General features: G+C 72.9%; 23 protein-coding genes. 19 read left to right on the forward strand and 4 right to left on the reverse strand.

What is annotated here, in order from left to right; all coding sequences use genetic code 11:
- Positions 1 to 111: 111 nt before the first annotated feature.
- The 10 genes from hrcA to HN013_RS00525 all read left to right on the forward strand — a co-directional run bounded on the left by hrcA (position 112) and on the right by HN013_RS00525 (position 7651).
- Positions 112 to 1128: a heat-inducible transcriptional repressor HrcA gene (gene hrcA / locus HN013_RS00480; RefSeq protein ID WP_171161676.1), complete on the forward strand. Its 1017-nt coding sequence runs from the start codon at positions 112 to 114 to the stop codon at positions 1126 to 1128.
- Positions 1129 to 2265 carry a molecular chaperone DnaJ gene (gene dnaJ / locus HN013_RS00485; protein WP_171161678.1) on the forward strand — a complete coding sequence of 379 codons (1137 nt, stop codon included), beginning with the start codon at positions 1129 to 1131 and terminating at the stop codon, positions 2263 to 2265. It begins immediately after the preceding gene.
- Between the two features lie 79 nt (positions 2266 to 2344).
- Entirely contained in the window at positions 2345 to 3451 is a 1107-nt protein-coding gene (locus HN013_RS00490) for a nitronate monooxygenase (RefSeq protein ID WP_171161680.1), read from the forward strand.
- The gene (locus tag HN013_RS00495; protein WP_171161682.1) at positions 3448 to 4197 is read left to right on the forward strand and encodes a 16S rRNA (uracil(1498)-N(3))-methyltransferase; all 750 of its coding nucleotides are present in this window, start codon (positions 3448 to 3450) and stop codon (positions 4195 to 4197) included. The genes HN013_RS00490 and HN013_RS00495 overlap by 4 nt, the downstream gene beginning before the upstream one ends.
- Positions 4188 to 4667, forward strand: a complete 480-nt coding sequence (locus tag HN013_RS00500; RefSeq protein ID WP_171161684.1) for a hypothetical protein — start codon at positions 4188 to 4190, stop codon at positions 4665 to 4667. Before HN013_RS00495 ends, HN013_RS00500 begins: the two co-directional genes overlap by 10 nt.
- 15 nt (positions 4668 to 4682) lie before the next feature.
- The gene (locus tag HN013_RS00505; protein WP_171161685.1) at positions 4683 to 4889 is read left to right on the forward strand and encodes a bacteriocin immunity protein; all 207 of its coding nucleotides are present in this window, start codon (positions 4683 to 4685) and stop codon (positions 4887 to 4889) included.
- A gap of 31 nt (positions 4890 to 4920) precedes the next feature.
- Positions 4921 to 5640, forward strand: coding sequence for an N-acyl homoserine lactonase family protein (locus tag HN013_RS00510; protein ID WP_171162219.1), 720 nt, complete (start codon positions 4921 to 4923; stop codon positions 5638 to 5640).
- Entirely contained in the window at positions 5640 to 6233 is a 594-nt protein-coding gene (locus tag HN013_RS00515) for an NAD(P)H-dependent oxidoreductase (RefSeq protein ID WP_171161687.1), read from the forward strand. Before HN013_RS00510 ends, HN013_RS00515 begins: the two co-directional genes overlap by 1 nt.
- Positions 6234 to 6335: 102 nt before the next feature.
- Positions 6336 to 6695 (forward strand): histidine triad nucleotide-binding protein, encoded by a 360-nt coding sequence (locus HN013_RS00520; protein WP_171161689.1) that lies wholly within the window; start codon positions 6336 to 6338, stop codon positions 6693 to 6695.
- A gap of 38 nt (positions 6696 to 6733) precedes the next feature.
- A complete protein-coding gene (locus HN013_RS00525; protein ID WP_171161691.1) occupies positions 6734 to 7651 on the forward strand; it encodes a ribonuclease Z in 918 nt (305 codons plus the stop codon).
- Positions 7652 to 7661: 10 nt separating this feature from the next.
- Here HN013_RS00525 and HN013_RS32550 read toward each other — a convergent pair whose 3' ends face one another.
- Positions 7662 to 7847 carry an HAD family acid phosphatase gene (locus tag HN013_RS32550; RefSeq protein ID WP_398977796.1) on the reverse strand — a complete coding sequence of 62 codons (186 nt, stop codon included), beginning with the start codon at positions 7845 to 7847 and terminating at the stop codon, positions 7662 to 7664.
- Positions 7848 to 8000: 153 nt separating this feature from the next.
- Positions 8001 to 9323 (reverse strand): 6-phospho-beta-glucosidase, encoded by a 1323-nt coding sequence (locus HN013_RS00535; RefSeq protein WP_171161695.1) that lies wholly within the window; start codon positions 9321 to 9323, stop codon positions 8001 to 8003.
- A 67-nt stretch (positions 9324 to 9390) separates the two neighbouring features.
- On the opposite strand from HN013_RS00535, the gene HN013_RS00540 reads away from it, so the two are divergent.
- From HN013_RS00540 to HN013_RS00560, 5 genes are all read left to right on the forward strand, one after another.
- Entirely contained in the window at positions 9391 to 10575 is a 1185-nt protein-coding gene (locus tag HN013_RS00540; protein ID WP_212763785.1) for a PfkB family carbohydrate kinase, read from the forward strand.
- A 148-nt stretch (positions 10576 to 10723) separates the two neighbouring features.
- The gene (locus tag HN013_RS00545) at positions 10724 to 11719 is read left to right on the forward strand and encodes a PhoH family protein (protein ID WP_171161696.1); all 996 of its coding nucleotides are present in this window, start codon (positions 10724 to 10726) and stop codon (positions 11717 to 11719) included.
- 13 nt (positions 11720 to 11732) lie between these two features.
- Positions 11733 to 12230, forward strand: coding sequence for an rRNA maturation RNase YbeY (gene ybeY, locus HN013_RS00550; protein WP_171161698.1), 498 nt, complete (start codon positions 11733 to 11735; stop codon positions 12228 to 12230).
- Positions 12227 to 13540: a hemolysin family protein gene (locus tag HN013_RS00555; protein WP_171161700.1), complete on the forward strand. Its 1314-nt coding sequence runs from the start codon at positions 12227 to 12229 to the stop codon at positions 13538 to 13540. The genes ybeY and HN013_RS00555 overlap by 4 nt, the downstream gene beginning before the upstream one ends.
- Before the next feature lie 88 nt (positions 13541 to 13628).
- Positions 13629 to 14039, forward strand: a complete 411-nt coding sequence (locus HN013_RS00560) for an SRPBCC family protein (protein ID WP_171161702.1) — start codon at positions 13629 to 13631, stop codon at positions 14037 to 14039.
- 15 nt (positions 14040 to 14054) lie between these two features.
- Here the strand turns inward: HN013_RS00560 and HN013_RS00565 are convergent, their stop codons facing one another.
- Positions 14055 to 15464, reverse strand: coding sequence for an MFS transporter (locus HN013_RS00565; RefSeq protein WP_171161704.1), 1410 nt, complete (start codon positions 15462 to 15464; stop codon positions 14055 to 14057).
- 120 nt (positions 15465 to 15584) lie between these two features.
- Here HN013_RS00565 and HN013_RS00570 point away from each other — a divergent pair, with 120 nt between their 5' ends.
- Complete coding sequence (locus HN013_RS00570; protein ID WP_312018444.1) at positions 15585 to 16580, forward strand: helix-turn-helix transcriptional regulator; 996 nt, start codon at positions 15585 to 15587, stop codon at positions 16578 to 16580.
- On the opposite strand, the gene HN013_RS00575 is transcribed toward HN013_RS00570, so the two are convergent.
- Positions 16486 to 17970 carry an MFS transporter gene (locus tag HN013_RS00575; protein ID WP_171161708.1) on the reverse strand — a complete coding sequence of 495 codons (1485 nt, stop codon included), beginning with the start codon at positions 17968 to 17970 and terminating at the stop codon, positions 16486 to 16488. The two genes, HN013_RS00570 and HN013_RS00575, sit on opposite strands and share 95 nt — an antisense overlap.
- A 167-nt stretch (positions 17971 to 18137) precedes the next feature.
- On the opposite strand from HN013_RS00575, the gene HN013_RS00580 reads away from it, so the two are divergent.
- From HN013_RS00580 to era, 3 genes are all read left to right on the forward strand, one after another.
- Positions 18138 to 18971 carry a helix-turn-helix transcriptional regulator gene (locus HN013_RS00580; protein WP_171162223.1) on the forward strand — a complete coding sequence of 278 codons (834 nt, stop codon included), beginning with the start codon at positions 18138 to 18140 and terminating at the stop codon, positions 18969 to 18971.
- 41 nt (positions 18972 to 19012) lie between these two features.
- Positions 19013 to 19375: a cytidine deaminase gene (locus tag HN013_RS00585; RefSeq protein ID WP_171161710.1), complete on the forward strand. Its 363-nt coding sequence runs from the start codon at positions 19013 to 19015 to the stop codon at positions 19373 to 19375.
- Positions 19376 to 19465: 90 nt separating this feature from the next.
- The gene (gene era, locus HN013_RS00590; RefSeq protein WP_171161712.1) at positions 19466 to 20404 is read left to right on the forward strand and encodes a GTPase Era; all 939 of its coding nucleotides are present in this window, start codon (positions 19466 to 19468) and stop codon (positions 20402 to 20404) included.
- Positions 20405 to 20415 lie beyond the last annotated feature (11 nt).

Below are 20415 nucleotides of genomic sequence, written 5' to 3' on the forward strand. Positions count from 1 at the left end.
TGCGTGTGGGGTTTGGCACTCGTGACCTTTGAGTGCCAGGCACGAGTCCCGGGTAGGACCCCGGGAGGACCCCGCAAGACGGCTGGACCGCTGGACTGGAGGTGTGCGCGGATGCTGAGCGAACGCAGGCTCAAGGTCTTGCGTGCCATTGTCCAGGACTACGTGGGCACCGAGGAGCCCGTCGGCTCCAAGGCCCTCACCGAGCGTCACCACCTCGGCGTGTCCCCGGCGACGGTGCGCAACGACATGGCCGTGCTGGAGGAGGAGGGCTTCATCGCCCAGCCCCACACCAGCGCCGGCCGCATCCCGACCGACAAGGGCTACCGCCTCTTCGTCGACCGGCTGGCGGGCGTCAAGCCGCTGTCCGTCGCGGAGCGGCGCGCCATCCAGAACTTCCTGGACGGCGCGGTCGACCTCGACGACGTCGTCGCCCGTACGGTGCGGCTGCTGGCGCAGCTGACCCGGCAGGTGGCGGTCGTGCAGTACCCGTCGCTGACCCGGTCGACCGTCCGGCACGTGGAGCTGCTGCCGCTCGCCCCGGCCCGGGTGATGCTGGTGCTGATCACGGACACCGGGCGCGTCGAGCAGCGGATGGTCGACTGCCCGGCGCCGGTCGGCGAGATCGCCCTGGCGGATCTGCGGGCGCGGCTCAACAGCCGCGTCGTGGGGCGCCGGTTCACGGACGTCCCGCAGCTGGTGCAGGACCTCCCCGACTCCTTCGAGCAGGACGATCGCGGAACCGTTTCTACGGTCCTGGCCGTTCTCCTGGAGACACTGGTGGAGGAGACCGAGGAGCGGCTGATGATCGGCGGCACCGCCAATCTCACCCGTTTCGGTCATGACTTCCCGCTGACGATCCGGCCCGTGCTGGAGGCGTTGGAGGAGCAGGTCGTCCTGCTCAAGCTGCTCGGCGAGGCCACGGACTCGGGCATGACCGTCCGCATCGGTCATGAGAACGCCCACGAGGGCCTGAACTCCACATCCGTCGTCGCCGTCGGCTACGGTTCGGGCGACGAAGCCGTCGCCAAACTCGGCGTGGTCGGACCGACCCGCATGGATTACCCCGGAACGATGGGAGCGGTACGCGCAGTGGCACGTTACGTCGGACAGATCCTGGCGGAGTCGTAAGTGGCCACGGACTACTACGCGGTCCTGGGCGTACGGCGCGATGCCTCGCAGGACGAGATCAAGAAGGCCTTCCGCCGCCTCGCCCGCGAGCTGCACCCGGACGTGAATCCGGACCCCAAGACGCAGGAGCGGTTCAAGGAGATCAACGCCGCCTACGAGGTGCTCTCGGACCCGCAGAAGAAGCAGGTCTACGACCTCGGCGGCGACCCGCTCTCCGCGTCGGGCGGCGGTGCGGGAGCCGGTGGCTTCGGCGCCGGGTTCGGCAACTTCTCCGACATCATGGACGCGTTCTTCGGCCAGGCGTCCCAGCGTGGGCCCCGCTCGCGCACCCGCCGCGGCCAGGACGCGATGATCCGGCTGGAAGTCGACCTGGAAGAGGCGACGTTCGGCACGACCAAGGAGATCCAGGTCGACACCGCCGTCGTCTGCACCACGTGCAGCGGCGAGGGCGCGGCCCCCGGCACCTCCGCGCAGACCTGTGACATGTGCCGCGGCCGCGGCGAGGTCTCGCAGGTCACCCGCTCCTTCCTGGGCCAGGTCATGACCTCCCGCCCGTGCCCGCAGTGCCAGGGCTTCGGCACGGTCGTGCCGACCCCGTGCCCGGAGTGCGCCGGCGACGGCCGCGTCCGCTCGCGCCGGACGCTGACGGTCAAGATCCCCGCCGGTGTCGACAACGGCACCCGGATCCAGCTCGCCGGGGAGGGCGAGGTCGGCCCCGGCGGCGGCCCGGCCGGTGACCTGTACGTCGAGATCCACGAGAAGCCGCACCCGGTCTTCCAGCGGCGCGGCGACGACCTGCACTGCACCGTCACCATCCCGATGACCGCGGCGGCCCTCGGCACCAAGGTGCCGCTGGAGACGCTGGACGGCGTGGAGGAGATCGACATCCGGCCCGGTACCCAGTCCGGTCAGTCGATCCCGCTGCACCAGCGCGGCGTCACGCACCTGCGCGGCGGCGGGCGCGGCGACCTCGTCGTGCACGTCGAGGTGACGACCCCGGTCAAGCTCGACCCGCAGCAGGAGGACCTGCTCCGCCAGCTGGCGAAGATCCGCGGCGAGGAGCGCCCGACGGGCGAGTTCAAGCCCGGTCAGCAGGGCCTGTTCTCGCGGCTGAAGGACGCGTTCAACGGACGGTAGGCGGTCCGGCCGGCCCGGGCGCGTGGCGCGCGCCCGGGTTCGGTTCGGCCCGGTCCCCGCGGCGTGACACGATGTGGTCATGGCCTTTGAATCCGTTGGGGACACCGCGTTGACCGGCCTGTTCCGGCACCCGATCGTCCAGGCCCCCATGGCGGGCGGCGGCTCCTGCCCACCGCTCGCCGCGGCCGTCTCCGAGGCCGGCGGCCTCGGCTTCCTCGCCGCCGGCTACAAGACGCCGGCCGCGATGTACGAGGAGATCAAGCAGCTCCGCGCCCGTACGTCCCGGCCCTTCGGCGTCAACCTCTTCATGCCCCAGCCACCCGCCGCGGACCCGGCGGCCGTCGAGGTCTACGCCGAGCAACTCGCGGGCGAGGCCACCTGGTACGACACACCCCTCTGCGACTGGGACCGCGCCACCGACGACGCGTACGAGGCCAAGCTCGCCATCCTGCTCGACGACCCGGTCCCGGTCGTCTCGTTCACCTTCGGCTGCCCGTCCGCCGACGACCTCGCGGCCCTCGCCGCAGCCGGCACCCGCACCGTGGTCACCGTGACGTCCGTCGCCGAGGCCCGGGCCGCCCGGGAGGCGGGCGCCGACGCGCTCTGCGTCCAGGGCATCGAGGCCGGCGGCCACCAGGGCACCCACCGGGACGATCCCCAGGCGGACGGCGCCGGTGCCGGGGCGGGCCTGCTGGCCCTGCTCACCGAGGTCCGCGAGACCGTACCGCTGCCGCTGATCGCCGCCGGCGGTCTGATGCGCGGCGCCCAGATAGCCGCCGTCCTGGCCGCGGGCGCCCGCGCCGCGCAGCTCGGCACGGCGTTCCTGGTCTGCCCCGAGTCCGGGGCGAGCGATCTGCACAAGAGGGCGCTGACCGACCCGCTGTTCACCGGCACGGAGGTGACCCGCGCCTTCTCCGGCCGTCCGGCCCGCGGTCTGGTGAACCGATTCATCCGGGAGCACGGCCCGTACGCCCCCGCCGCCTACCCCCAGGTCCACTATCTGACGGCCGGCCTCCGCAAGGCGGCCGCCGCCGCCGGCGACCCGCAGGCGGTCAACCTGTGGGCCGGCCAGGGCCACCGCCTGGCCCGGGACCTCCCGGCCGCCCGGCTGGTCGAGGTCCTGACCACCGAACTCGACGCGGCCCGCGCGTCCTTGACCACGCCCTCGGGAGGGAGCGACTCATGACAGCGCCGGTCTTCCTGGTCGAGGAGGACTCCCTGACGGGCGTCTTCCCCGGCACCGTCTTCCCCCTCGACGGCCCCGAGGGCCGCCACGCCGTCTCCGTCCGCCGGCTGCGCGTCGGCGAGGACATCGTCCTCACGGACGGCCGGGGCACGGGCGCCCACGGCACGGTGGCCGCCGTCAGCGGCAAGGACCACCTCGACGTGGCGGTCACCTCCGTCCGCTCGGAACCCCTGCCCCGGCCCCGTATCACCGTGGTCCAGGCGCTTCCCAAGGGCGACCGCGGCGAGCTCGCCGTCGAGACCATGACCGAGACCGGCGTCGACGCGATCGTGCCCTGGGCGGCGTCCCGCTGCGTCACCCAGTGGAAGGGCGACCGCGGCCTCAAGTCCCTCGGCAAGTGGCGCGCGACGGCGAGAGAGGCGGGCAAGCAGTCCCGCCGCCTGCGCTTCCCCGACGTCTCCGACCTCATGACGACCCGGCAGGTCTCCACCCTGCTCTCCGGCGCCGCCTTCGCCGCCGTCCTCCACGAGGAGGGCAGCACCCCACTGGCCACCGCCGGGCTCCCGCCGGCCGGTGACATCGTCCTCGTCGTCGGCCCCGAAGGCGGCGTCTCCCCCGAGGAACTGGCGGCTTTCGAAGCGGCCGGCGCCCACCCCTACCGCCTCGGCCCCAGCGTCCTCCGCACCTCCACGGCCGGCACCGCGGCGGCGGCCCTGCTGCTGGGACGGACGGGGCGGTGGAGCTGAGCCCCGCCGACCGGGCGGATGGCCGGTACGCGCCGGACGGCCACCCCGAGATCAGACGGTGGATCGACGACTGGTCCGGGACCCCCGACCACGTCGACTTCCTCGATTTCCACACCACCGCGGGCCAGTGGCTCGCGTTCTCCCGGCTCCTCCGCCCCGAGTTCGTCCCGGTGCGCGGCTGCGTCATCTGGGAACGCGCCTACAACCCCCGGGTGTTCGACGAATGGTTCCGCCACCTCGACGGTGACGTCGTGGGCGTCGAGGCGGTGCTCAACCGGTTCGTGACCGGCGACCACGTCACCGTGGACGACACGCCGGAGGGGGACACCGTGCTCCGGGAGGTCGCCGGCACGGTGGCGATGTGCTGGGACGCGGCACTCCGGAACGCCTTCCCCCGGCAGGAGTTCGCCGTCCGCGTCCAGGACACGGACGACGGGCCGGTGGCGGGCTTCACGTCCATCCCCGGGTGAAGGAGGGGCGACGACATGGACCGGGACGGTCTCGTCCGGCTGGTGCGGCGGATCATGGCCGGTGAAGGCGAGACGGAGGCGGAACACAACGCCCTCGTCGCGGAGTTGCGGCGGAACGTGCTCCACCCCGCCGTCACCGACCTGATCTACCACCGCCGGCCCGAGCTCTCGGCCGAGGAGGTCGTCGACGAGGCACTGGCGTACCGGCCCATCGCCCTGTGATCCGTCAAGGAGCTCTGCCAGGATGATCTCCATGAGCCAGACCGTCGCCGTACACCCGCTCGACCTGGGGTGCTTCGTGCGACCTGCCTCCGAGACGGGCGGGCCGACGGCGCGCGTGGAGCCCGCCGTCGCCTACCTCGTGCGGCATCCGCGGGGGCTGATCCTGTTCGACACCGGCATCGGCGCGGGGAGCCCGGAGACGGACGCGCACTACCGGCCCCGGCGCCGGGGGCTGCCCGAGGCGCTCGCGGCCGTCGGGGCACGCGTCGAGGACGTCACCCTCGTCGTCAACTGCCACCTGCACTTCGACCATTGCGGCGGAAACCCGCTGTTCGCCGGGAAGCCCGTGCTCGTCCAGCGCGCGGAACTGGCCGCCGCGCGCCGGACGGGGTACACGATCGACGCGCTGGTGGACTTCCCCGGCGCCGTGTACGAGGCGCTCGACGGGGAGGCCGAACCGGTCCCGGGCGTGCACGTGGTGCCGACCCCCGGGCACACCCCGGGCCACCAGTCGCTGGTGGTACGGAGGCCCGACGGCGGGGCCGTCGTCCTCGCCGGGCAGGCGCACGACACGGCGTCGGCGTACGCCGCCGACGAGCTGGCCCGCCGCGCCGCCGCGAACGGCGGCCCCGAACCTCTGCCCGGCCACCCCGCCTGGCTCGACCGCCTGGCGGACTTCGCCCCCCGGCGGGCCGTCTTCGCCCACGACCACGCGGCCTGGGAAGCCCCGGGCCCGGGAAGGAACGCCTGATGCGCGTCGTCGCCCTCCTCGCCCATCCACGCCCCGGCAGCTTCAACCACGCCCTCTTCGCCGTGGTGACGGACGAGTTGCGCGCCCGAGGATGCGAGGTCCTGGCGCATGACCTCTGTGCGGAGGGGTTCGACCCGCTCCTGCGGGCCGATGAGACGGGCACGGTGGCGGGCGCCGGGACGGCGGACGACGTGCTCGTGGCCCGGCACCGCGCCGAGCTCGCCGGGGCGGACGCTCTGGTGTTCGTCCACCCCAACTGGTGGGGGATGCCCCCGGCCGTGCTGGCCGGTTGGATACAGCGGGTGCTCGCGCCCGGCGTCGCCTACAAGCTCGAGCACGCGGACGGCGAACCCGAGGGGCTGCTCCGGGCCGGCCGGGCACTGGTGCTCAACACCTCCGACACCCCGGAGCACCGGGAGCGGGAGGAGTTCGGGGACCCGCTCCAGCGGATCTGGGCCGCGTGCGTGCTGCCGTACGTCGGTGTCACCGACGTACGGCGGAAGGTCTTCCGGACGGTCTCCGAATCCACGGCGGCGGAGCGCGAGGCCTGGCTCGCGGAGGCGCGGGAGGCGGCAGCGGCGCTGGTGGTCTGACGGCCGAGGGCCCTTCATGAGCCCGGTGGGCGCCTCCCCTCGTTGTCAGTGCCGCCCGGTACGATCCGATCACGATCAGCCGACGATCCGGAGGAGTGCACGGTGGCGGGAGAAGCGCAGGCCGACTGCCTGTTTTGCAAGATCATCGCGGGGGAGGTGCCCGCGACCGTCGTGCGGGAGAGCGAGACGGCCGTCGCGTTCCGCGACATCAACCCCCAGGCGCCGACGCACGTTCTGGTGATCCCCAAGGCGCACTACCCCGACGCGGCGTCCCTCGCCGCGGCCGAGCCGCAGATCGCCGCGGACATACTGCGGGAGGCGGGCGAGGTGGCGGCCCAGGAGGACGTGGACGGGTCGGGGTACCGGATCGTCTTCAACACCGGGACCGGGGCCGGGCAGACCGTGTTCCACGCGCACGCGCATGTGCTGGGCGGGCGCGGGCTCAACTGGCCGCCCGGCTAGAACAGCACAAGCCGGCACCGCACAACGGGAGCACCACCGTGTCCGCACGCGAACTCGTCGTCCTCGGCACCGCCAGCCAGGTGCCCACGCGGCACCGCAACCACAACGGCTATGTCCTGCTCTGGGACGGCGAGGGCCTGCTCTTCGACCCCGGCGAGGGCACGCAGCGGCAGATGCTGCGGGCCGGGGTGGCGGCGCACGACCTGAACCGGATCTGCGTCACGCACTTCCACGGAGACCACTCGCTCGGGCTCGCCGGCGTGATCCAGCGCATCAACCTGGACCGGGTGCCCCACCCGGTCACCGCGCACTACCCGGCGAGCGGACAGCGCTTCTTCGACCGGCTGCGGTACGCCACCGCCTACCGGGAGACGGTGCGACTCGTCCAGGAACCGGTGGCCGGGGCCGCGCGCGTCCTCGCGACGACGCCGGCGTACACGCTGGAGGCGCGCAGGCTCTCGCACCCGGTGGAGTCCTACGGCTACCGGCTCGTCGAGCCCGACGGGCGGCGGATGCTGCCGGAGCGGCTGGCGGAGCACGGGATCACCGGCCCGGACGTGGGGCGGCTCCAGCGGGAGGGCTCGCTCGGCGGGGTCGCGCTGGAGGACGTGAGCGAGGTCCGCCGCGGGCAGCGGTTCGCGTTCGTGATGGACACGCGGCTGTGCGACGGCGTGTACGCGCTCGCCGAGGGCTGCGACCTGCTCGTCATCGAGTCCACGTTCACGGACGAGGACGAGGCGCTGGCGACCGACCACGGCCACCTCACGGCCGGTCAGGCGGCCCGCGCGGCCCGCGAGGCCGGGGTGCGCCACCTCGTGCTCACGCACTTCTCGCAGCGCTACGACGACCCCTCGGTCTTCGAGCACCAGGCCCGGGCGGCCGGTTTCGACGGTGAACTGACCGTCGCCCGGGACCTGACGCGGGTGCCCGTCCCGAAGCGGGATCAGGGCAGGTAGTACAGCGGGATCAGGGCAGGTGGTACATCGGGTTCGGCATCGTGAACGCCCGGCCCGAGTGGCCACCGTTCAGGTCGCTCCACTGGCCGCCGAAGTGGGCGACGATGCGGTGGCCCCGCGCCTCGATGTGCTTGCGGGTGCCCGACTTGTACCCGGTCGTGGTGCACTTCGCGCCGCAGCGGGTACGCGGTGACACATGTGACTCCTGAGAGACCGGGAAGGCGCAGCGCGAAGCCGGAGCCTCGCGCAGAGCCCGGTCAATGTAAGCCCTGATCATGATCTGACCAGGGCCTACACCCCGGGCTCAGCGCCCGGTGCCACCCGGCGGGCCCACACCGCCGCCGGTTCGTCAGCCGGCCGACCGTTCCAGGATCCGGGCCGCCACCGCCGGCGAGTCCACCAGCGGATGGAGCGCCAGCGCCCGGAGCGCGGCCTGCCGGTCCCGGTCCACGGCGGCGTCGATCACCGCCCGCTCGACCGCCTTGAGCTGGAGCATCAGCCCGAGCTGATCCTCCCGCAGCGGACCGCAGGGCAGCGGCTGGGCACCCTTCGCGCCCACCTCGCAGACGGTCTCGATGACCGCCTCGCGGTCGATCTCCGGCACCGTCCCCTGATTGCGGATGTTGAGGATCAGCCGCGCCCGCTCATCCCCGGCCACCGCCCGCATCAGCGCCAGCGCCACCCGCTCGTAGCCGCCGCCCTCCAGGTCGCAGGAGTCGCGCTGCCACCCGCCGCTCGCCGCCCGGGTCGCGGCGCCGTAGGTCTCCTCGCGCTCCAGCCGGGTCCGCTGCCACAACTCGTAGGCCCGCTCCGGCGATTGGTCCGCCCGGGCGAAGAAGTCGCCCTGCTGGCGGTCGAGGAACTCGCCGCGCGTGTGCTCCGACTCCTGCACGGCGCGCAGGGTCTCACGGCGGAAGTAGTAGTACTGGAGGTACTCGTTGGGGAGCGCGCCCAGGGCCCGGAGCCAGTCGGCGCCGAACAGCTTGCCCTCCTCGAACGTCGCGAGCGCCGCGCCGTCCCGCAGCAGCCCCGGAAGCAGATCCTGGCCGTCCTGGGTCAACCCCCGCAGCCAGCCGAGGTGGTTGAGCCCCACATAGTCGTACTCGACCCGGTCCGGGTCGGCACCGGCCGCCTGCGCGGCACGCTTCACCAGCCCCACGGGCGAGTCACAGATCCCGATCACCCGGTCGCCCAGGACCGTGGACATCGCCTCCGTCACCATGCCCGCCGGATTGGTGAAGTTGATGACCCACGCATCGGGAGCCACCTCGGCCACCCGGCGCGCGATGTCCAGTGCCACCGGGATCGTCCGCATCCCGTAGAGCACACCGCCCGCACCGACAGTCTCCTGCCCCAACACCCCCTCGTCCAACGCGATGCGCTCGTCCCGCACCCGTCCCGCCGTACCACCCACGCGGATGGCCGAGAAGACGAAGTCCGTTCCTCTGAGCGCGTCGTCGAGATCGTCCGCGACCCGGAGGGAAGGGGCTCCGGGCACCCCCTCCGCCTGCGCGGTCAGCACCGATTTGATCACCCTGGCGCGCATCGAGTCCGTGTCGAACAGCACCAGTTCGGTGACGCGGCCCGGCGCATCGCGCCGCGCGTCGTCCAGAAGGGCCCGGTGCACCAACGGCACCCGGAATCCGCCACCGCCGAGAATCGTCAGCCTCATGGCCGGAACGTACCGCAGCATCGGGCACACTGTCCGGACCCGCCCCCCTGAGAGGAGCAGCGAGAGCATGACGATCTCATCGGACCGTGCCACCGCTTCCGGCCGCACCGCCCCACCGGATTCCGCGCGGAAGCAGCCCCGGACGGCGTTCCCGGGCGATACCACCGTCGGCGCGGGCCCGGTGCTCGACCCCCTCGCCGGGCTCCGCGCGGCGGGCGGACCGGAGTTCGACGTCTATCTGACCGGAACTGTTTTCCTCGACATCATCTTCACCGGGCTGGACTCGGCCCCGGTGCGCGGCACCGAGTCCTGGGCGCGCGGCATGGGTTCCAGCCCGGGCGGCATCGCCAACATGGCCACCGCCCTGGCCCGGCTCGGCCTGCGCACCTCGCTCGCCGCCGCGTTCGGCGACGACATGTACGGCGAGTACTGCTGGGAGGCGCTCTCGCGCGGCGAGGGCATCGACCTCGGCAAATCCCGCACCGTACCCGGCTGGCACTCCCCGGTCACCGTCTCCATGGCCTACGAGGGCGAACGCACGATGATCTCGCACGGCCACGAGGCACCGCCGCCCGAGACGCCCGCGCCCGTGTGCCCGGTCGTCGCCAAGGCCGCCGTCGCCCTGCTCGTCCCCGGCCGGCGGGAGGAGTGGCTCGCCAACGCCGCCCGCGGCGGCAGCCGCGTCTTCGCCGACGTGGGCTGGGACGACACCGGCCGCTGGGACCCGTCCGACCTCGCCGACCTGGAGCACTGCGAGGCGTTCCTGCCCAACGCCGAGGAGGCCATGCGCTACACCCGCACCGACTGCCCGCGCGCCGCGGCCCGCGCGCTGGCCGACCGGGTGCCGCTGGCCGTGGTCACCATGGGGGAGAAGGGCGCGTACGCCGTCGACGGCCGGACCGGCGAGACCGCCGAGGTCCCCGCCATCGTCGTGGAGGCCCTCGACCCCACCGGCGCAGGGGACGTCTTCGTCGCCGGCTTCGTCGCCGGCACCCTGGCCGAGTGGCCGCTCGCCGACCGGCTGGCCTTCGCCTGCCTGACCTCCGCCCTGTCCGTCCAGGAGTTCGGCGGCTCGCTGTCCGCGCCCGGCTGGGTGGAGATCGCCGCCTGGTGGCAGCACGTCCGGTCCTACGACGACCAGTCCCGGGACACCCTGCGCCGCTACGCCTTCCTCGACGGCCTGCTGCCCGGCGCCGCCCGCCCCTGGCCGCTCCGCCGCGCCCAGCCCACGCTGGGCTTCCGCGGAGCCTAGGCGGGGGTGCGGGCGGGGGTGTAAAACCCCTCGGACCCGCCCTGCCTCCGGCGTACCCTTGACAGTACGGGGCGGCCGGACGAACGATCGCCGGCCGCCGGACGCACGCACACGGAAAAGAGGGATGAGCAGGCCAGAGTGCCGGCCCATGACTCAGACACCCACACGAGCGCAGGCACAAGCCCGCTTCACGGTTCCCGCCAAGCATCCGATGGTGACCGTACTGGGCTCCGGGGACAAGCTCCTGCGCGTGATCGAGAACGCTTTCCCGTCCACGGACATCCACGTACGGGGCAACGAGGTCAGCGCGACCGGGGACCGACGGGAAGTCGCCCTCGTCCAGCGCCTCTTCGACGAAATGATGCTGGTGCTCCGGACCGGTGCGCCGATGACGGAGGACGCGGTGGAACGCTCGATCGCCATGCTGCGGGACGCGGAGGGGCAGCCGGAGACGCCCGCCGAGGTGCTCACCCAGAACATTCTCTCCAGCCGTGGCCGCACCATCCGTCCCAAGACGCTCAACCAGAAGCGCTACGTGGACGCGATCGACAAGCACACCGTCGTCTTCGGCATCGGCCCCGCGGGCACCGGCAAGACCTACCTGGCCATGGCCAAGGCCGTCCAGGCCCTCCAGTCCAAGCAGGTCACCCGGATCATCCTGACCCGCCCCGCGGTCGAGGCCGGCGAGCGCCTGGGCTTCCTCCCCGGCACCCTCTACGAGAAGATCGACCCGTACCTGCGCCCGCTCTACGACGCGCTGCACGACATGCTCGACCCGGACTCGATCCCGCGGCTGATGGCGGCGGGGACGATCGAGGTCGCGCCGCTCGCATATATGCGGGGTCGCACCCTTAATGACGCGTTCATCATTCTGGACGAGGCGCAGAACACCAGCCCCGAGCAGATGAAGATGTTCCTCACCCGGCTGGGCTTCGACTCCAAGATCGTGATCACGGGTGACATCACCCAGGTCGACCTGCCGGGCGGCACCAAGAGCGGCCTGCGGCAGGTGCAGCACATCCTGGAGGGCGTCGAGGACGTCCACTTCGCCCGGCTCACCAGCAATGACGTCGTCCGGCACAAGCTGGTCGGCCGTATCGTGGACGCGTACGAGAAGTACGACAACCGCGGCGACGGAAAGTAAAAAGCTGAGCACCATGGCGATCGACGTCAACAACGAATCCGGCACCGAGGTCGACGAGAAGGCGATCCTCGACGTCGCCCGCTACGCCCTCGCCCGGATGCGCATCCACCCGCTCTCCGAGCTCTCGGTCATCGTCGTCGACGCCGAGGCCATGGAACAGCTCCACATCCAGTGGATGGACCTGCCCGGGCCGACCGATGTCATGTCCTTCCCGATGGACGAGCTCCGTCCGCCGGCGAAGGACGACGACGAGCCCCCGCAGGGGCTCCTCGGTGACATCGTGCTCTGCCCGGAGGTCGCGAAGCAGCAGGGCGAGGCGGCGCCCACCGGGCACTCGATGGACGAGGAGCTCCAGCTCCTCACGGTGCACGGTGTGCTCCACCTCCTCGGCTACGACCATGAGGAACCCGACGAGAAGGCCGAGATGTTCGGCCTCCAGGCGGCGATCATCGACGGCTGGCGCGCCGAGCGCGGGATCGAAGGGCCCTCCCCGGCTCCGACGATCACGTGACCGGCCGGCTGATCGCCGCGGCGGTCCTCCTGCTCGTCGTCGCCTGGCTGGCGGCCTGTGCCGAGGCCGGTCTCGCCCGGACCACCCGGTTCCGGGCGGAGGAGGCGGTACGGGCGGGCCGCCGGGGCAGCGCGAAGCTGATGGCCGTCGCGGCCGACCCCACCCGCTACCTCAATGTGGCGCTGCTGGTGCGCGTCGCCTGCGAGATGGCGGCCGGGGTGCTCACCACCTATGTCTGCCTGCGCGAGTTCGACGCGACGTGGGAGGCGCTGGCCGTCGCCGTCGGGGTGATGGTCCTCGTCTCGTATGTGGCCGTCGGCGTCTCGCCGCGGACCATCGGACGGCAGCACCCGCTCAACACCGCGACCGCGGCGGCGTACGCCCTGCTGCCGCTCGCGCGGATCATGGGCCCGGTGCCCCGGCTGCTGATCCTCATCGGCAACGCCCTCACCCCGGGCCGCGGTTTCCGCATGGGCCCGTTCGCCTCCGAGGCGGAGCTGCGGGCGATGGTCGACCTGGCCGAGAAGGAGTCGCTGATCGAGGACGACGAGCGGCGCATGGTCCACTCGGTCTTCGAGCTCGGCGACACCCTCGTCCGCGAGGTGATGGTGCCGCGCACCGACCTCGTGGTCATCGAGCGCGGCAAGACCATCCGGCAGGCGCTCACCCTGGCGCTGCGCTCGGGCTTCTCGCGGATACCGGTGACGGGCGAGAACGAGGACGACGTCGTCGGCGTGGTCTACCTCAAGGACCTGGTCCGCCGGACGCACATCAACCGCGAGGCCGAGTCCGAGCCGGTCTCGACGGCCATGCGGCCCGCCGTCTTCGTGCCGGACACCAAGAACGCGGGCGATCTGCTGCGCGAGATGCAGCAGCAGCGCAACCACTGCGCGGTCGTCATCGACGAGTACGGCGGCACGGCCGGGATCGTCACCATCGAGGACATCCTGGAGGAGATCGTCGGCGAGATCACCGACGAGTACGACCGTGAGCTGCCGCCGGTGGAGGAGCTGGGCGACGGCCGTCACCGGGTCACCGCCCGGCTGGACATCGGCGACCTCGGCGAGCTGTACGGCCTGGAGGCGCTGGACGACGAGGACGTGGAGACCGTCGGCGGGCTGCTCGCCAAGGCGCTGGGGCGGGTGCCGATCGCCGGGGCGACGGCGGACGTCCCGCTCCCGGAGCGGGGTACGGACCCCTCGGTGACGGCCCTGCGGCTGACCGCGGAGGCACCGGCGGGGCGGCGGAACCGGATCGTGACGGTGCTGGTGGAGCCGGTCCGTGGGGAAGCGCCGGGGCAGGCGTCGTAGGGACCGTCCGGGGGACGGCGGTGGCCGACCGGTGGAATCCCGCCGGTCCGGCCGCATGGACGGGGGCGGGGGCGGTTACCCGCCCTCCATGAGCGAGTTCGAACGCACCCGCACCATGCCCGCGCAGCCCGAGATGATTTTCGATCAGGTCTGCGACCTCAACCGGCTCGACAGCTGGCTGCCCCGGGACCTGCACGTCCACCCCGACGACCCGCCGGCCGTCACCGTGCACGAGGACCGGACGGGCGAGGACGCCGACGCGCTGGTCCGGGCGCGCAAGGAACAGATGCGGCTGGAGTGGGGGACCCGCGAGGACGGCCGGTACAGCGGCTGGCTCCAGGTCGCGGGCAACGGCAGCGGCACCAGTCAGGTGACGGTGCACCTCTCCTTCCACCAGGGGTCGCAGCGGCCGGCGGACGGGGTCGTGGAGGAGGCGCTGGACAGGAGCCTGGAGCGGCTGGAGGAGCAGGTGGCGCTGCGGGGCGAGGGGCCGGGCTGAGACTCTGAGACCCGGTCAGGGAGCCCTGCGGGCACCCCGCAGCCCCACCGCCACCACCACCGCCGCGGCCCCCACCACCACCGCGTCCACCCCGAACGCCGTCCGGAGCCCCCACGCCGACCCCACGGCGCTCAGCAGCGGGATGCCGACCGTGGTGCCCAGCTGCTGGGAGCTGGTCACCAGGCCCGTCGCCAAGCCCTGCGACGCGGCCGGGACGCCGGAGGTCGCGGTGACGCCGTAGGCGACGACGGCCCAGAGGTTGCCGACGACACCGGCCGAGGCCCCCGCGAGGGCCCACCAGGCGGCGTCCGGGCCGCTGCCCAGCCGGAGCAGCGGCGCGGTGGCCACGGCCTGCAGCAGCAGCCCCGTCACCAGCGTGCGGTGGGCGCCGAGGCGGCCGATGACGCGGGAGGCGGTCAGCCCGGCGAGGGCGGCGAAGACGCCCTGCACGCCGAAGAGCATGCCGGTGCGGAAGGCGGAGAGCTTCAGGACCTCCTGGAGGTAGAGGGTCAGCAGGAAGATCAGGGCGGTCATCGTCGAGACCGTGGCCAGCCCGCCCAGATTGCCGAAGGCGACGGTCGGCCTGCGCAGCATCGGCAGGGACACCAGCGGGTCGGCGACCCGGGACTCGACGATCACGAAGGCGGTCAGCAGGAGCGCGCCGACGGCCAGCGCGGCGATCACGTCGGCGCGGCCGAAGCCGCGCTGGGCCGCCGTCGAGAGGGCGTAGATCACCGCGAGCAGCCCGCCGGTCACCGTCACCGCGCCGGGCAGGTCCACCGGGCGGCGCCGCGCGGTCGCGTCGTCCGTGCCCCGGGGTTCGGTCAGCGCGCCCGGCGCCACCGCCAGCACCGCGGCGCCCGCCGCGGCGAGCAGGCCCATGGTGGAGCGCCAGCCGAGCCCGTCCGTCATGACGCCGCCGAGCACCATGCCGGTGGTGTAGCCCAGCGAGAGCAGGGTGCCGCTGATGCCCAGGGCGCGTTCGCGCTGCGGGCCCTCGGGGAACGTGGTGGTCAGCAGGGCCATACCGGTGGGGACGATCAGTGCCGCGCCGACGCCCTGGAGGGCCCGTCCGGCGAGGAACGAGGCGGGATCCCAGGCGAGGGTGACCAGTACGGACGCCACGGTGAACACGGCGAGCCCCAGCAGGAACAGCCGGCGCCTGCCGTGCCGGTCGGCGAGCCGCCCGGCCAGCAGCAGGAGGCCGCCGGAGGGCAGGGCGAACGCGGTGACGGCCCACTGGAGGTCGGCCTGTCCCATGCCGAGGTCGTCGCCGAGGGCGGGCAGCGCGACGTTCAGGATGGAGAAGTCGAGCGTGACGACGAACTGCGCGGTGCACAGCACCAGCAGCGTCAGCTTCGCGCGGGCGGACAGGGCGGGTGGCGCGAGCGGTGGTGCGGTGGGAAGCGAGGTGTCGTGGGACATACCCCCACCCTCGGGCTTCCGGAATACCACTGGGGAGAGCGTGTTTATGGTGTTAGCCGTACTACCAGCCGGGATGCCGGAATGACTACCGGCCGGGATGCCGGAACGAGGGAGGGACCCGTGACCACCGCACCGGGTGCGAGCGGAGGACCACCGCACCGCCGCCACGAACTGCGCCGCTTCCTGATGAGCCGCCGGGCCCGGGTGAGCCCCGCCGAGGCGGGCCTGCCCGACGGGGGCGTCCGGCGGACGCCGGGGCTGCGCCGCGAGGAGGTCGCCGTCCTCGCCGGGGTGGGCACCACCTGGTACCAGTGGCTGGAGCAGGGGCGGGACATCACCGTCTCGCCACAGGTCCTCGACGGCGTCGCGCGGGTCCTCCGGCTGACGCCCCTCGAACGACGTCACCTGTACGTCCTGGCGGGGCTCAACCCGCCGCTGCCGGAGTCCGGTCAGCGGCCGGACGCCCTCTGCCCGGGGCTGCACCGGCTGATCGACGCCTGGATGCCCTGGCCCGCGCACATCCTGGACCCCTGCTGGAACACCCTGGCCCACAACGAGTCGGCGGCGCTCGTCCTGGGCTTCCGCCCGGGGGAGCGCCGCAACTGGCTGGTCGACTGGTTCACCGACCCCGCCTACCGGCCGGCCTCCGCGGAGCCGGACGCCGACGTCCGGCGGGAGGAGAACGCCCGCCGTGTCGTCGCCCAGTTCCGGGCCTCCTGCGCGGAGCAGCCGGACTCCCTGAACGCGGCGGGTCTGACGGCCCTGGTCGGCGAACTGTCCGCGGTGAGCGAGGAGTTCGCCCGGCTGTGGGAGTGCGGTGACGTCCACCCCGAGGGGCAGCTGGTCAACGAGATCGAGCATCCGCTCGTCGGCACGCTGTCCTTCGAGAGCAGTCCGCTGCGCATCCCCTCCCGTCCGGACCTGACGATCGTGGTGCACAACCCGGTCCCGGGCACCGGCACCGCGGACCGGGTCGAGTGGCTGAACTCGCCGGAGGGCCGCGCCGCCGGGCGGGCCGCGGTCAGCGGTCCGCGCGCCGCCGGGCCCGCAGACCTACCGCTACCAGGACCGCCACCGCCACCGCGACCGCGGCGTCGACCCCGAGCCCCAGCTTGATCCCGCCCAGCGCGGCCCCGGCGGCGTCCTCGCCGTCCGACCGCAGGGCGGCGGTGTGCGCCGAGGCGAGGGCGCTCAGCAGCGGGATGCCGACGGTGAGGCCGACCTGCTGCGAGCTGGTCACCAGGCCGGTCGCCAGCCCCTGCTCGGTGTCGGGGAGCCCCGAGGTGGCGGTGATCCCGTAGGCGACGATCGCCCACAGGTGGCCGATGACGGCCAGCGAGACGCCCACCAGCGTCAGCCAGGCGCCGGAGGTGCGGCCGATCCCGAGCAACAGCGCGGTGAACACCGCCTGGATCAGCAGCCCGCCCACCAGCGTGGTCCGGGTGCCGAAGCGGCCGATCACCTTGGGCGCCACCATGCCCGCGGCCACCGCGATCACACCCTCGACGCCGAAGATCAGGCCGGCGCGGAACGCCGAGAGGTGCAGCACCTCCTGGAGGTAGAGGGTGAGCAGGAAGATGACCGCGCTCATCGTCGCGAACGTGGTCAGGCCCGCCAGGTTGCCGAAGGCGACGGTCGGCCGGCGCAGCATCGGCAGGGACACCAGCGGCTCGGCGGCCCGGGACTCCACGACGGCGAACGCGGTGAGCAGCAGCACGCCGGCGATCAGCGTGACGATGACGTCCGTGCCGCCGAACCCGCGCTCGGCGGCGGTCGACAGGGCGTAGATGAGGGCCAGCAGGCCGCCGGTCACGGTCACCGCGCCGGGCAGGTCGAGGCGGGGCCGCTCGGGGTGCCGGGACTCGGTGAGCAGGCGGGGGGCGAGCAGCAGCACGCCCGCGCCGGCGACGCCGAGCAGGCCCATGGTGGAGCGCCAGCCCAGGGTGTCGGTCATGATGCCGCCGAGCACCATGCCGACGGTGAAGCCCAGCGACAGCAGTGTGCTGCTGACGCCCAGGGCCCGCGCGCGCTGCGGCCCCTCGGGGAAGGTGGTGGTCAGCAGGGACATGCCGGTCGGCACGATGACGGCCGCGCCCAGGCCCTGGAGGGCCCGCCCGGCGAGGAAGGACGCGGGGTTCCAGGCGAGGGTGGCCAGTACGGAGGCCACCGTGAACAGGGCCAGTCCGGTGAGGAAGAGCCGCCGCCGGCCGTAGAGGTCGGCGATCCGGCCGAAGAGGAGCAGGAACCCGCCGGACGGCAGGGCGAACGCGGTCACGGCCCACTGGAGGTCGCCCCGGCCCATGCCGAGGTCGTCGCCGAGGACGGGCAGTGCGACGTTCAGGATCGAGAAGTCGAGCGCGACGATGAACTGGGCGGCGCACAGCACCAGCAGGACCAGCTTCGCGCGGGTGGTCATCCGGGTCTCCGCCGGGTCCGGTGCCGGTGGTGCGGGGGAGACAGTGAGGGAGGGGGAGACAGTGGGGGAGGGGGACGTGTCGAGCGGCATGGGTCCACCCTCGGGCTCCCGGAATATCCCTGGGGAGTCGGCACTTATGGTGGTGGTCGCACCACCAGTCAGGGGGTTGCGGATGTGATGCGGACGAGGGGGACCCGTTGACGACACCTACGGACGCCGCCAGGGCGAACCGCCGGCCCGAGCTGCGCGACTTCCTGATGAGCCGCCGGGCCAGGGTGACCCCGGCGGAGGCGGGCCTGCCGGACGGCGGCGGCCGCCGCCGCACGCCGGGGCTGCGCCGCGAGGAGGTGGCCGTGCTCGCCGGCGTGGGTGCCTCCTGGTACCAGTGGCTGGAGCAGGGCCGTGACATCACCGTCTCCCCGCAGGTGCTCGACGCCGTCGCCCGGGTGCTCCGGCTGACCGGGACCGAGCGCCGCCACCTGTACGTCCTCGCCGGTCTCAACCCGCCGCTGGCCGCCGACTCCGTCGTCGACGACCCGCACCACCTGTGCGAGGGCCTGATGCGGCTGATCGACGGCTGGCTGCCCAACCCGGCGCACATCATGGACGCCTACTGGAACATCGTCGCCTACAACGACTCGGCCGCCGTCGTGCTGGGCTTCCGCCCGGAGATCCGGCAGAACTGCCTGATCTCCTACTTCACGGACCCCGTCTACCGCTCGCGCGCGGCGAACTGGGAGCGGAACGCCGAGCATGTGGTCGCCCAGTACCGCGGCGCCTGCTCGGGGCGCCCGGACGACGAGGGCTTCGCGCTGGTCGTCGAGGAACTCCTGGCGATCAGCCCGGAGTTCGCCGCGCTGTGGGCCCGCAACGACGTGCAGCCCGCCGGGCAGCTCGTCAAGGAGTACGAGCACCCCGTCGTCGGCACGCTCTTCTTCGAGAACACCTCGCTCCAGGTGCCCGCCCGTCCCGACCTGGTGATCGTGATGCACAACCCGGTGCCCGGCACGAACACCGCCGAGCGGGTGGCCCGGCTGAACTCGCCGGAGGGCCGGCGGGGCGGCCTCCACTCGGTCCCGGTGGCGAGCTGACCGGTGACGGGCCCTCCGGGCCGCTTCAATATCCTCGGGCCATGACGACGACGATGGACATCACCGCGCTCGGCCCCGAGGACCGCAAGCTCATCACGCTCGCCCGCGCCACCCGCGCCCGCAACGCCGTGCCGGAGGGCGCGGCCGTGCGGGACGAGACGGGCCGTACGTACGTCGCCGGCACCGTCGCCCTCGACTCGCTGCGGCTCAGCGCCCTCGCCACGGCGGTGGCCATGGCCGTGGCCGGCGGCGCGCGGTCCCTGGAGGCGGCGGCGGTGGTCTCCGAGGCGGCGGCCGTCCCCGACACCGACCGCGCGGCCGTCCGCGACCTCGGCGGCCCGGACACCCCGGTCCTGCTCGCGGGCCCGGACGGCACTCCGTCGGGCGTCGTGACGGCGGGCTGACCGGCTCCATGGCCCGCCGCCGGGGGCCCGGTCCGGGGCCCGCGGCCCCTTTGGTCGGCGAAGGGCGGAGGATCGGGGAGAATATTCCTCATGGACAAGGCTTCATCCCCCTCCCGGGCCCACCGCGCGGGCTTCGCGTGCTTCGTCGGCCGCCCCAACGCGGGCAAGTCGACCCTGACCAACGCACTGGTGGGGACGAAGGTCGCGATCACCTCCAACCGCCCGCAGACCACGCGCCACACCGTGCGCGGCATCGTGCACCGCCCCGACGCCCAGCTGGTGCTGGTCGACACCCCCGGCCTGCACAAGCCGCGCACCCTCCTCGGCGAGCGGCTCAACGACGTGGTCCGCACCACCTGGGCCGAGGTCGACGTGATCGGCTTCTGCCTGCCGGCCGACCAGAAGCTCGGTCCCGGTGACCGATTCATCGCGGCCGAGCTGGCCGGGATCAAGAAGACCCCCAAGATCGCCATCGTCACCAAGACCGACCTCGTCGACTCCAAGACGCTCGCCGAGCAGCTGATCGCCATCCAGCGGCTGGGCGACGAGCTGGGCATCCAGTGGGCGGAGATCGTCCCCGTCTCGGCCGTGGGCGACAAGCAGGTCTCCCTGCTGGCCGACCTGATCGCCCCGATGCTGCCGGAGAGCCCGCCCCTCTACCCCGAGGGCGACCTCACCGACGAGCCCGAGCAGGTCATGGTCGCCGAGCTGATCCGCGAGGCCGCCCTGGAGGGCGTCCGCGACGAGCTGCCGCACTCCATCGCCGTCGTCGTCGAGGAAATGCTCCCGCGCGAGGACCGCCCCGCCGACAAGCCCCTGCTCGACATCCACGCCAACGTCTACATCGAGCGCCCCAGCCAGAAGGGCATCATCATCGGCCCCAAGGGCGCCCGCCTGAAGCAGGTCGGCATGAAGTCCCGCAAGCACATCGAGGCGCTGCTCGGGACGCCCGTGTACCTCGACCTTCATGTGAAGGTCGCGAAGGACTGGCAGCGCGACCCGAAGCAGCTGCGGAAGCTGGGCTTCTAGGCCGCCGGGCC

It is taken from the genome of Streptomyces sp. I05A-00742, assembly GCF_013055795.1.
Classification (GTDB): domain Bacteria; phylum Actinomycetota; class Actinomycetes; order Streptomycetales; family Streptomycetaceae; genus Streptomyces.